Source organism: Pseudomonas beijingensis, assembly GCF_030687295.1.
Classification (GTDB): domain Bacteria; phylum Pseudomonadota; class Gammaproteobacteria; order Pseudomonadales; family Pseudomonadaceae; genus Aquipseudomonas; species Aquipseudomonas beijingensis.
This window is the reverse complement of sequence record NZ_CP117425.1, coordinates 430,096-442,440: the sequence shown is the minus strand read 5'-3', so window position 1 is coordinate 442,440 and position 12,345 is coordinate 430,096. Positions and strand designations below refer to the sequence as shown.

Annotated in this window: 8 protein-coding genes and 1 pseudogene; 1 reads left to right on the top strand and 8 read right to left on the bottom strand. The window is 61.6% G+C overall.

Annotation, left to right across the window (positions count from 1 at the left end; all coding sequences use genetic code 11):
• Positions 1-63: 63 nt before the first annotated feature.
• Together PSH84_RS02060 and purL are read right to left on the bottom strand one after the other, a co-directional pair.
• Positions 64-375 carry a YqfO family protein gene (locus tag PSH84_RS02060; RefSeq protein WP_122567156.1) on the bottom strand — a complete coding sequence of 104 codons (312 nt, stop codon included), beginning with the start codon at positions 373-375 and terminating at the stop codon, positions 64-66.
• 4 nt (positions 376-379) lie between these two features.
• Positions 380-4,277 (bottom strand): annotated as a pseudogene (gene purL / locus PSH84_RS02055) (phosphoribosylformylglycinamidine synthase).
• Between the two features lie 288 nt (positions 4,278-4,565).
• Between purL and mltF the strand changes: the two are divergent.
• Positions 4,566-6,026, top strand: coding sequence for a membrane-bound lytic murein transglycosylase MltF (gene mltF / locus PSH84_RS02050; protein WP_305482223.1), 1,461 nt, complete (start codon positions 4,566-4,568; stop codon positions 6,024-6,026).
• Between the two features lie 188 nt (positions 6,027-6,214).
• On the opposite strand, the gene pdxJ is transcribed toward mltF, so the two are convergent.
• From pdxJ to lepA, 6 genes are all read right to left on the bottom strand, one after another.
• Positions 6,215-6,958, bottom strand: a complete 744-nt coding sequence (gene pdxJ / locus PSH84_RS02045; protein WP_305482221.1) for a pyridoxine 5'-phosphate synthase — start codon at positions 6,956-6,958, stop codon at positions 6,215-6,217.
• A gap of 49 nt (positions 6,959-7,007) precedes the next feature.
• Entirely contained in the window at positions 7,008-7,697 is a 690-nt protein-coding gene (gene recO / locus PSH84_RS02040; RefSeq protein ID WP_122567160.1) for a DNA repair protein RecO, read from the bottom strand.
• Between the two features lie 170 nt (positions 7,698-7,867).
• Complete coding sequence (gene era, locus PSH84_RS02035) at positions 7,868-8,770, bottom strand: GTPase Era (protein ID WP_072345611.1); 903 nt, start codon at positions 8,768-8,770, stop codon at positions 7,868-7,870.
• The gene (rnc, locus tag PSH84_RS02030) at positions 8,763-9,452 is read right to left on the bottom strand and encodes a ribonuclease III (protein ID WP_122567161.1); all 690 of its coding nucleotides are present in this window, start codon (positions 9,450-9,452) and stop codon (positions 8,763-8,765) included. The genes era and rnc overlap by 8 nt, the downstream gene beginning before the upstream one ends.
• Before the next feature lie 183 nt (positions 9,453-9,635).
• Positions 9,636-10,490 carry a signal peptidase I gene (gene lepB / locus PSH84_RS02025; RefSeq protein ID WP_122567162.1) on the bottom strand — a complete coding sequence of 285 codons (855 nt, stop codon included), beginning with the start codon at positions 10,488-10,490 and terminating at the stop codon, positions 9,636-9,638.
• 5 nt (positions 10,491-10,495) lie between these two features.
• On the bottom strand, positions 10,496-12,295 hold the full coding sequence (lepA, locus tag PSH84_RS02020; RefSeq protein ID WP_122567163.1) for a translation elongation factor 4: 1,800 nt from the start codon (positions 12,293-12,295) through the stop codon (positions 10,496-10,498).
• Between the last annotated feature and the right edge of the window lie 50 nt (positions 12,296-12,345).

The following is a 12,345-nucleotide window of genomic DNA, read 5'->3' as shown; positions in this document are numbered from 1 at the left end:
AATCGCGGGCAATAAAAAACCCGCTGAATCAATCAGCGGGTTTTTCATTCAGGCGCCAGGGGATCAGAAATCCTCCAACCGCCACACTTCATACGCCGGTGTCTCGTAGGGATGGCTCTGTTTCAGCGCCTCCACCACGGGGCGGATCAACTCGTCGGCCACGACAAGCTCCACTTTCCATTCCTCGACCTGCTCGACCTGCCCCGCCTCGCCAATGAACGGCTGGCTGCCGTCCAACGGGCGAAACTGGCCCAGACCCAACACTTGCCAGGCGCAGTGGTCATAGTCGCCAATTCGCCCGCCACCGGCGGCGAACACAGCGCTTTTGACCTCGTCCACATGGCTGGCCGGGACGAAAAAGCAGAGCTTGTACACCGCCTTAGTTCACCCAGACGCGGGCGTTGCGGAACATGCGCATCCATGGCGCGTCTTCGTTCCAGTCGTCCGAACGCCACGAGTTCTGCACCGCGCGGAACACCCGTTCCGGGTGCGGCATCATGATCGTGACGCGGCCGTCGCGGCTGGTCAGGCCGGTGATCCCGCGTGGCGAGCCGTTCGGGTTGGCCGGGTAGGTTTCGGTGACCTTGCCGTGGTTGTCGACGAAACGCAGCGACACACAACCGGACAGGTCGGCTTCGAGCAAGGCTTCTTCACTTTCGAATTCCGCGTGGCCTTCACCGTGGGCGATGGCGATCGGCATGCGCGAACCGGCCATGCCCTGCAGGAAGATCGAGTTCGACTCCTGCACCTGGACCATCGCCACGCGGGCTTCGAACTGCTCGGAACGGTTACGCACGAAGTGCGGCCAGAACTCGCTACCCGGAATCAGCTCGTGCAGGTTGGACATCATCTGGCAACCGTTGCACACGCCGAGGGTGAAGCTGTCGTTACGCTCGAAGAACCCTTGGAACGCATCGCGGGCACGGCTGTTGAACAGCGCCGACTTGGCCCAGCCTTCACCGGCACCCAGCACGTCGCCGTAGGAGAAACCGCCGCAGGCAACCATGCCCTTGAAGTCGTTCAGGTCGACACGACCGGCGAGGATGTCGCTCATGTGCACGTCGATCGCGTTGAAACCGGCGCGGTCGAACGCCGCCGCCATTTCCACCTGACCGTTGACGCCCTGCTCGCGCAGGACCGCCACTTGTGGGCGAATGCCTTTCTTGATGTAGGGCGCGGCCACGTTTTCGTTGACGTCGTAGCTGAGCTTGGCGCTCAGGCCCGGGTTGTCTTCTTCCAGCAGCGCGTCGAATTCCTGCTCGGCGCACTCGGCGTTGTCGCGCAGGCGCTGGATCTGGTAGCTGGTTTCCGCCCACTGGCGCTGCAACAGGCGGCGCTGGCCTTCGAAGACGGTGTCACCATTGAAGGTGATGTTGATGTGGGCGTTGTTGATCGGCTGGCCGATCACCGAGACGCAATCGGCCAGGCCGGCGGCGCTGAACTGGGCGAGGATGTCCGGGGTGGCGTCCTGGCGAACCTGGATCACTGCACCCAGTTCTTCGTTGAACAGGATGGGCCGGGATCTCGGCTTTGGACTCGGCGACGCTGTCGAGGGTCAGGCTCAGGCCGCAGTGGCCGGCAAAGGCCATTTCCACCACGGTGGTCAGCAAACCGCCGTCGGAACGGTCGTGGTAAGCCAGCAGGTGACCGTCGGCATTGAGGCCCTGGATCACGGCGAAGAACGCTTTCAGGTCTTCAGCATCATCGACGTCCGGTGCTTGCGAGCCGAGCTTGCCATGCACCTGGGCCAGGATCGAGGCGCCCATGCGGTTCTGGCCACGGCCCAGGTCGATCAGGATCAGATCGGTAGTGCCCTTGTCCATGCGCAGTTGCGGGGTCAGGGTCTGGCGGATGTCGGTGACCGGGGCGAAACCGGTCACGATCAGCGACAGCGGCGAGGTCACGCTCTTGTCCACGCCTTCGTCGTTCCAGCGCGTGGCCATGGACATGGAGTCCTTGCCCACCGGAATGGTGATGCCCAGCTCAGGGCACAGCTCCATGCCGACAGCCTTGACGGTGTCGTACAGGCGGGCATCTTCACCCGGGTGGCCGGCGGCGGACATCCAGTTGGCCGACAGCTTGATGTCGGAGATCTTGCCGATGCGCGAGGCTGCGATATTGGTCAGGGTCTCGCCGATCGCCATGCGGCCCGACGCCGGAGCGTCCAGCAGTGCCAGCGGCGTGCGCTCGCCCATCGCCATGGCTTCGCCGGTGTAGACGTCGAAGCTGGTGGCGGTCACGGCCACGTCGGCCACCGGCACCTGCCATGGGCCGACCATCTGGTCACGGGCCACAAGGCCGGTGATGGTGCGGTCGCCAATGGTGATCAGGAAACTTTTGCTCGCCACGGCCGGGTGGTGCAGTACGCGTTCGATAGAATCAGCGACGTCGAGCGTCGACGGGTCGAAATCATCGCCCAGCTCGGCTTCGCGAACCGCCGAACGGTGCATGCGCGGGGCCTTGCCCAGCAGCACTTCCAGCGGCATGTCCACCGGGCTGTTGCCGAAGTGGCTGTCGGTCACGGTCAGTTGCGGCTCGGCGGTGGCTTCACCGACCACGGCGAACGGGCAGCGTTCACGTTCGCAAATGGCCTGGAAGCGCTCGAAGTCAGCCGGGCCGACCGCCAGGACGTAACGCTCCTGGGATTCGTTGCTCCAGATTTCGTGCGGGGCCATGCCCGGCTCGTCGTTCGGAATGTTGCGCAGTTCGAAGCGACCACCACGGCCACCGTCGTTGACCAGTTCCGGGAAGGCGTTGGACAGGCCACCCGCGCCGACGTCGTGGATGAAGCTGATAGGGTTGTGTTCACCCAACTGCCAGCAACGGTCGATGACTTCCTGGCAACGGCGTTCCATTTCCGGGTTTTCCCGCTGGACCGAGGCGAAATCCAGATCCGCCGAGCTGGTGCCGGTGGCCATGGAAGAAGCGGCGCCGCCACCCAGGCCGATCAACATGGCCGGGCCGCCGAGGACGATCAGCTTGGAGCCGACCAGGATCTCGCCTTTCTGCACGTGTTCGGCGCGGATGTTGCCCATGCCGCCCGCGAGCATGATCGGCTTGTGGTAACCACGAACTTCTTCACCACGGGGGGTGGTGATGGACTGTTCGAAGGTACGGAAGTAGCCGGTCAGGGCCGGACGACCGAATTCGTTGTTGAACGCCGCACCGCCCAGGGGACCTTCGATCATGATGTCGAGGGCGTTGACGATGCGCTCAGGCTTGCCGTAGGGCTTTTCCCACGGCTGTTCGAAGCCCGGGATCTGCAGGTTCGACACGGTAAAGCCAGTCAGGCCGGCCTTGGGCTTGGCACCACGCCCGGTGGCGCCTTCGTCGCGGATCTCGCCACCGGAACCGGTGGACGCGCCCGGGAACGGCGCAATGGCGGTCGGGTGGTTGTGGGTCTCGACCTTCATCAGGATGTGCACCGGCTCCTGGACCGCACCGTACTGGCGGGTCTCAGGGTTCGGGTAGAAACGCCCGGCAACGTTGCCGACGATCACCGCGGCGTTGTCCTTGTAGGCCGACAGCACACCTTCGTTGTGCATCTGATAGGTGTTCTTGATCATGCCGAACAGGCTTTTTTCCTGGCTCTGGCCGTCAATGTCCCAACTGGCGTTGAAGATCTTGTGCCGGCAATGCTCGGAGTTGGCCTGGGCGAACATCATCAGTTCGATGTCGTGGGGGTTGCGCTTCAAGCCCTGGAAGGCGTTGACCAGGTAATCGATCTCGTCTTCGGCCAGGGCCAGGCCCAATTCGGCGTTGGCTTTTTCCAGCGCGGCACGACCGCCGCCCAGTACGTCGATGGCAGTCAACGGCTTGGGTTCGGCGTGGCTGAACAGACCGGCGGCCTGCTCCAGATTGCCCAGCACGACTTGGGTCATGCGGTCATGCAGGCCTTCGGCGATCAACTGGGCCTCGGCCTCGCTGAACTCACCGGCCACATAAAAGGCAATGCCGCGCTCCAGGCGCTGGATTTTCGCCAGGCCGCAGTTGCGGGCGATGTCACTGGCCTTGCTCGACCATGGCGAAATGGTGCCGAAACGCGGTAATACCAGGAACAGGCGACCGGCCGGCTCCTGGACAGGAACACTGGGGCCGTACTTCAGAAGGCGCGCGAGCACCTGCTGTTCGTCGCCGGTCAAACCGCCGGTGACTTCGGCGAAGTGAGCGAATTCAGCATACAAGCCGCTGACAGCCGGAACCTTCTGGCTCAGTTGCTCAAGGAGTTTGCTGTGGCGAAAGGCAGAAAGGGCAGGAGCGCCGCGCAGGATCAACATCTTCGGGACAGCCTCGGGAAGGGGGTGTGCTTTGAGGCCGTGCATTCTAGCCTAAACCGCCGGCAACGGCACCCGAAACGGCACGCACGGTGCTGGCCGAATGTCGGTCTTTGCGCATTCAGCGATACTGGACACCCGTGCCAAGGTTCGCGCAGAGATATTTTTCAGCGACGCAAAGCCCGCCGCACGCCGGCCGGCCGGTGTTGCGGACATGTTTTGCAACCGCTAGCAGACTGGCCTTTTGCTGTCGAGATATGGCGGTAGGGGCCGTTTGCGTATACTGCGCAGATGTTTTCCCCAACGGCTTTGCGTCCGCGATATGCCAAATGGCTGATCGCAACCGGACTCTTCCTGGTGCTCAGTGGTTGTGTTGAGAAACCCAACACACTGGAGCGCGTAAAGGAGGATGGCGTGCTGCGGGTGGTTACCCGAAACAGCCCCGCCACCTACTTCCAGGATCGCAATGGTGAAACCGGCTTCGAATACGAGCTGGTGAAGCGCTTCGCCGACGATTTGGGTGTGGAGCTCAAGATCGAGACCGCCGACAACCTCGACGACCTGTTCAGCCAGATCGGCAAGCCCAACGGTCCGGTATTGGCGGCCGCAGGCCTGGTCAGCAGCGAACCGCGCAAGAAGCAGGTGCGCTTTTCCCGCTCCTACCTGGAAGTCACCCCGCAGATCATCTACCGCAACGGCCAGTCACGCCCCACCGACGCGGCCGCCCTGGCGGGCAAGAAGATCATGGTGCTCAAGGGCAGCACCCACGCCGAACAACTGGCGCAGTTGAAGCAGCAATACCCTGGCATCGAATACGAAGAGTCCGACGCGGTTGAAGTGGTCGACCTGCTGCGCATGGTCGACGAGGGACAGATCGACCTGACCCTGGTGGATTCCAACGAAGTGGCGATGAACCAGGTGTACTTCCCCAACGTGCGCGTGGCCTTCGACCTGGGCGATGCCCGCAGCCAGAGCTGGGCGGTGGCCCCCGGCGAGGACAACAGTCTGCTCAACGAGATCAACAGCTACCTGGAGAAGGTGCAAAAAAACGGCACTCTGCAGCGGTTAAAAGACCGTTATTACGGGCACGTTGACGTCCTTGGCTACATGGGCGCCACCACGTTCGCCCAACACTTGCAGCAACGCCTGCCCAAATACGAACAACATTTCAAGGCCTACGCCAAGAAAGAGAAAGTCGACTGGCGCCTGCTGGCGGCGATCGGCTACCAGGAATCGCTGTGGCAACCGACGGTCACGTCCAAGACCGGCGTGCGTGGCCTGATGATGCTGACCCAGAACACCGCCCAGGCCATGGGCGTGTCCAACCGCCTGGATCCGAAGCAAAGCATCATGGGCGGCGCCAAGTACCTGGCCTACATGAAGGAGCAGTTGGACGAGAGCATCGAGGAGCCCGACCGCACCTGGTTCGCCCTCGCCGCCTATAACGTCGGCAGCGGCCACTTGGACGACGCCCGCAAACTGGCGGCCAAGGAAGGGCTCAACCCGAACAAGTGGCTGGATGTGAAGAAAATCCTGCCGCGCCTGTCCCAGAAACAGTGGTACAGCAAGACCCGCTACGGCTACGCCCGGGGCGGCGAGCCGGTGCATTTCGTGGCGAACATCCGTCGCTACTACGACATCCTGACCTGGGTGACGCAGCCGCAGCTCGAAGGCGATCAGGTGGCCGAGGGCAACCTGCATGTGCCGGGTGTCGACAAGAGCAAGCCGAGCCAGGAATCCCCGCAGCTATAACAGCTGCCCTTCCCCACAGTTTTGCTTGGACTATCCACAAATTTTATATCCACCCAAGATCCCCTGTGGGAGCGAGCTTGCTCGCGATAGCGGTCTGTCAGTCAACATTCATGTTGAATATCAGGCCCTCATCGCGAGCAAGCTCGCTCCCACAGTTTTGATTGGGGGGCTCACACGTTTTGTGGGGGTCAGGACTTGGCGGCAGCCAGGATCAGCGCTTTCATTTCCGCCACCGCCGACTTGAACCCGACGAACAACGCATGGGCCACCAGCGCGTGGCCGATGTTCAGCTCGTTGATGCCCTTGATGGCCGCGATGGCTTGGACGTTGTGATAGTGCAGGCCGTGGCCGGCATTGACGATCAAGCCCTGGGCCAGGCCAAAGGCGACGCTATCGGCGACCCGCTGCAACTCATCGGCCACGTCCGTAGGGGTTTGAGCATCGGCGTAACGACCGGTGTGCAGTTCGATGGCCGGGGCACCGACCCGCTTGGACGCTTCGATCTGCCGTTCGTCGGCATCGATGAACAGCGACACTTCAGCGCCGATTTTCGACAAGCGTTCCACCGCCAGGCTGATCCGCGACTCCTGCCCTGCCACGTCGAGGCCGCCTTCGGTGGTCAGTTCCTGGCGCGTTTCCGGCACCAGGCAGATGTGCGCCGGGCGGATGAGCTCGGCGAACGCCATCATTTCTTCGGTCACGCCCATTTCGAAGTTCATGCGGGTTTGCAGCACGTCCTTGAGCAGCAGCACGTCGCGCTCCTGGATGTGGCGACGGTCTTCACGCAGGTGCACGGTGATGCCGTCGGCCCCCGCTTCTTCCGCGTCCAGTGCGGCCTTGACTGGATCCGGGTAACGCGTACCGCGGGCCTGGCGCAGGGTGGCGACATGGTCGATGTTCACGCCGAGAAGAATGCGATTGCTGGTGCTCACGAAAAGGCTCCTGAAGGGACGAATAGTCGGCCCACAGCATACGGGTTGATCAGGGCTTGCGAAACAGCTCGCGACTGACCAGGGGCCGACCGCCCAGATGTACGGCCAGGGCCTGGCGCATCAGGCGCTTGGCTGCCGACAAGGCGCCCGGAGCGCTCCAGTCGGCCTCGGCCATGGCCAGCAGCTCGGCGCCGTTGAACAACCCCGGTTGCAGCAGGTAGACCCGCTCCAGGCCGGCATCCACTTGCAAGCGGTAGAGGCCGTCGGCGGCGATGGGTTCACCGTGCAGGTCGGTGTTCAGGGCGAAGCCATAGCCCAGGTCATCCAGCAGCCGCCATTCGAACGAACGCAGCAGCGGCTCCAGGGGACGGCCTTCGGCCAGGGCCAGCAGCGTGGCGGCGTAGTGGTCGAAGACGGCCGGATGAGGGTCTTCGGCGGGCAGCAGGCGGATCAGCAGTTCATTGAGGTACAAGCCGCTGAACAACGCCTCGCCGTTGAGCCAGGCAGCGACGCCGTTGCTTTCCATGCGCCCGACGTTCTTCAACTCGCCCCGGCCGCGGAACTCGACTTCCAGCGGCACGAACGGTCGCGCCAGTGTCCCCGCCTTGCCCCGCGCCCCCCGCAACACCGCCCGCAACCGCCCTTGGGGCGTGAGGAAGTCCACCAGGGCGCTGCTTTCGCGGTAGGCGCGGCTGTGGAGGACGTAGGCGGGTTGGGCGATGGGTTGGGTGGGGGACATGGGAATCGCAGTTCTCAATAAACGAGCACAGTTTACAAACAACCACAAACCAATGTGGGAGCGAGCTTGCTCGCGATGGCGGACTGTCAGTCAACATCCATGTTGAATATCAGGCCCTCATCGCGAGCAAGCTCGCTCCCACAATGTTCTCGGTACATCCGGTTATGCGATCAGAGGTCGCCGTAACCCAACGAACGCAACGCCCGCTCATCATCGGACCAGCCACCCTTCACCTTGACCCACAGGTTGAGCATGATCTTGGAATCGAACAGCAACTCCATATCCTTGCGCGCCTCGGTGCCGATGCGCTTGATGCGCTCACCCTTGTCGCCAATGATGATTTTCTTCTGGCCGTCACGTTCGACGAGGATCAGCGCATGAATATGCAGGGTCTTGCCCTGTTGCTTGAACTCTTCGATCTCGACGGTGATCTGGTACGGCAGCTCGGCGCCCATCTGGCGCATGATTTTCTCGCGCACCAGCTCGGCGGCAAGGAAACGGCTGCTGCGGTCGGTGATCTGGTCTTCAGGGAAGAAATGATCGTTTTCCGGCAGGTGTTCGGCAATCACCCGCTCCAGCGCGTCGAGGTTATGGCCGTGCTGGGCAGAGATCGGGATGATCTGGGCATTGGGCAACTGTTCCTGCAACCAGGACAGGTGCGGCATCAGCTCGGCCTTGTCTTCAATGCGATCGGTCTTGTTCAGCGCCACGATCAAGGGGCCGGTCACGTACTGGACGCGTTCGAGGACCATCTGGTCTTCTTCGGTCCATTTGGTGCGGTCGACCACGAAGATCACCACGTCGACGTCTTTCAACGCCGCCGAGGCAGTCTTGTTCATGTAGCGGTTCAGGGCCTTTTCGCCGCCCTTGTGCATGCCCGGGGTGTCGACGTAGATCGCCTGCACGGCGCCTTCGGTCTTGATGCCGAGCATGTTGTGACGGGTGGTCTGGGGCTTGCGCGAGGTGATCGCCAGCTTCTGGCCCAAGATGTGGTTCAGCAGCGTGGACTTGCCCACGTTCGGCCGACCGACAATGGCGACATAGCCGCAGCGGGTGACGGTTGTATCAGTCATTGCCATTCTCCACGCCCAGGGCAATCAGTGCTGCGGCGGCCGCTACCTGTTCGGCAATACGACGACTCACACCTTGACCCCGGCTTTTTTCATTCAATAGGACGACTTCGCATTCGACGAAGAAGGTACGGCAATGCGGCTCACCCTGGATATCCACGACTTCGTAGCGCGGCAGATCGCAACTGCGCGATTGCAGGAATTCCTGCAAACGGGTCTTCGGGTCCTTGTTGGTGTCCACCAACGTCAGGCTGTCGATCTCGGAAGTCAGCCAGGCCAGCACGCGTTCGCGCGCCATTTCCATGCCTGAATCCAGGTAGATCGCGCCAATCAACGCTTCCAGGGCATCGGCCAGGATCGACTCACGACGGAAACCGCCGCTTTTCAGTTCTCCGGAGCCCAGTCGCAGGTATTCGCCCAGGTCGAAACCACGGGCCAGTACGGCCAGGGTCTCACCTTTTACCAATCGCGCGCGCAAACGCGACAACTGGCCTTCGCGGGCCAGCGGGAAGCGCTCGAACAGCGCCTCACCGGCCACGAAGTTAAGGATGGCATCACCGAGGAATTCCAGGCGTTCGTTGTTGCGCCCGGCAAAACTGCGGTGAGTGAGGGCCAGGAGCATCAGGTCCGGGTCCTTGAAGGTGTAGCCGAGCTGACGCTCGAGACGGCTTAGAGAAACGCTCACGGTTTACCCACGCTGAGTTCGTGGCTGGATTCCACCGCCATGGTGGCAACGCACCATTGGCTTGGGACAATTAACGCTGTGTTCAAAAATGACGTCCTGACTATCGTTGGCTTCATGCCCCCGGGCAACCTTGTAAGGCTCCAGAAAAGCATTCGGCGCTGTGTTCAACAGCGCCGTGTGTGATTACTTGATCAGGCCAACCCGCGAGAAATTCGGCAGGTGACTGAGTTTGGGTTCCGGCCAGCTCATCCAGACTGCAAAGGCCTTGCCGACGATGTTCCGGTCCGGGACCATGCCCAGCATGTCCTTGGGAATGTTCGGATCATCCCAGTAACGGCTGTCGTTGGAGTTGTCGCGGTTGTCGCCCATCATGAAATAGTGCCCCGCCGGCACGGTCCAGGAACGGTCCGGCGTGGCGCGGTAGCGGCTCATTTCCTTGCGGATCAGGTGTTCGGCCTCGCCGAGTTTTTCCCGGTAGAGTTCGGCACTGCCCAGCGTACCCGGCTCGGAGCCGAGCAACTGTTCAGCGACTGATTCGCCATTGACGAACAGACGCTTGTCGGCGGTGTAGCGGATCGTGTCGCCCGGCAGGCCGACCACGCGCTTGATGTAGTTGACGTTCGGATCGCTCGGGAAGCGGAACACCATGACATCGCCGCGTTGCGGGTCACCCACCTCGATGACTTTCTTGTCGATCACCGGCAGGCGGATCCCGTAGGAGAACTTGTTCACCAGGATGAAATCGCCCACGTCCAGGGTCGGCTTCATCGAACCGGACGGGATCTGGAACGGTTCCACCAGGAACGAACGCAGCACCAGCACGATGAACAGCACCGGGAAGAACGACTTGCCGTATTCGACCAGCAGCGGTTCCTTGTTGAGCTTTTCGATCACCACACCATCAGGCTGGCTGACGCTGCCCTGATAAGAGGCGATGGCCGCCCGGCGCCGAGGCGCCAGGAACAACAGATCAAGCAACGCCAACAGACCGCAGACAAACACGGCGATAACCAGCAACAGCGGGAAATTTAGCGACATAGGACCTAACTATCCAACCTGAGCACCGCAAGGAAGGCTTCCTGTGGAATTTCCACGTTACCGACCTGCTTCATGCGTTTTTTACCGGCCTTCTGCTTTTCCAACAGCTTGCGCTTACGGCTGACGTCGCCGCCGTAGCATTTGGCCAATACGTTCTTTCTGAGCGCCTTGACGGTTGTACGCGCCACAATCTGCCCGCCAATGGCGGCCTGGATTGCCACATCGAACATCTGCCGCGGAATCAGTTCCTTCATCTTCTCGGTCAATGCACGACCTTTGTAGTGCGCGTTGTCACGGTGCACGATCAATGCCAGGGCATCGACTTTCTCACCGTTGATCAGCACATCCAGCTTCACCAGATTAGCCGATTGGTAACGATCGAAATGATAGTCCAGCGAAGCATAGCCGCGACTGGTGGATTTGAGACGGTCGAAGAAGTCCAGCACCACTTCGTTCATCGGCAGGTCGTAGGTCACCTGGACCTGCGTGCCGAGGAACAGCATGTCGTGCTGCACGCCGCGCTTCTCGATGCACAGGGTAATGACGTTACCCAGGTGCTCTTGAGGCACAAGGATGTTGGCCCGCACGATCGGCTCGCGCATGTCTTCGATGGCCGACAGGTCCGGTAGCTTGGACGGGTTGTCGACGTAGATGGTTTCGCCGTTCTTGAGCAGCAGCTCGAAAATAACCGTCGGCGCCGTGGTGATCAGGTCCAGGTCATACTCGCGCTCCAGGCGCTCCTGGATGATTTCCATGTGCAACATGCCCAGGAACCCGCACCGGAAGCCGAAGCCCAGGGCGTCGGAGCTTTCCGGGGTGTATTGCAGGGATGAGTCGTTCAGGGTCAGCTTTTGCAGGGCTTCGCGGAAATCCTCGAAGTCGTCGGAGCTGACCGGGAACAGACCGGCATAGACCTGCGGCTGAATGCGTTTGAAACCAGGCAGCACATCGACGTCGGGGGTGGAGCTCAAGGTCAGGGTGTCACCGACCGGCGCCCCGTGGATGTCCTTGATGCCGGCGATGATGAAGCCCACTTCACCGGCCTTCAGGTCGACGGTGGCGGTGTGTTTCGGGTTGAAGACACCGACACTGTCCACCAGGTGGATCTTGCCGGTGGACTTGACCAGGATCTTGTCGCCCTTCTTCACGCGGCCGTGGCGCACGCGAACCAGGGAGACCACGCCCAGGTAGTTGTCGAACCAGGAGTCGATGATCAACGCTTGCAGCGGATCTTCGATGTTGCCGGTTGGCGCAGGAATGGTGTGCACCAGGCGTTCGAGCACCTCGTCCACGCCCAGGCCGGTCTTGGCGCTGCAGGTGACCGCGTCGGTGGCGTCGATACCGATGATCTTCTCGATTTCTTCCTTCACGCGGTCCGGATCGGCCTGGGGCAGGTCGATCTTGTTCAGCACCGGCATGACTTCCAGGCCCTGTTCGATGGCCGTGTAGCAGTTGGCAACCGACTGGGCCTCGACGCCCTGGCCGGCATCGACCACCAGCAATGCACCTTCACAGGCCGCCAGCGACCGGCTGACTTCATAGGTGAAGTCAACGTGGCCGGGGGTATCGATGAAGTTCAACTGATAGGTGACGCCGTCGCGGGCCTTGTAATAGAGGGTAACGCTGTGGGCCTTGATGGTGATCCCGCGCTCACGCTCGAGGTCCATGGAGTCCAGGACCTGGGCTTCCATTTCACGCTCGGCCAGGCCGCCGCACATCTGGATGAAGCGATCAGCCAGCGTCGACTTGCCATGGTCAATGTGGGCGATGATGGAGAAATTGCGGATATGACTCAAATCACTCACGGATCAACACTCAAAAAGGCTGCAGGCATGGCCCGCCGAAAAATAGCCGG

Bases quoted from the DNA above. Each gene is read 5' to 3' on its own strand.
- recO (WP_122567160.1), bottom strand. From the start codon at position 7,697: ATGTCCCCCACCCAACCCATCGCCCAACCCGCCTACGTCCTCCACAGC.
- lepB (WP_122567162.1), bottom strand. From the start codon at position 10,490: ATGTCGCTAAATTTCCCGCTGTTGCTGGTTATCGCCGTGTTTGTCTGC.
- era (WP_072345611.1), bottom strand. From the start codon at position 8,770: ATGACTGATACAACCGTCACCCGCTGCGGCTATGTCGCCATTGTCGGT.
- mltF (WP_305482223.1), top strand. From the start codon at position 4,566: ATGTTTTCCCCAACGGCTTTGCGTCCGCGATATGCCAAATGGCTGATC.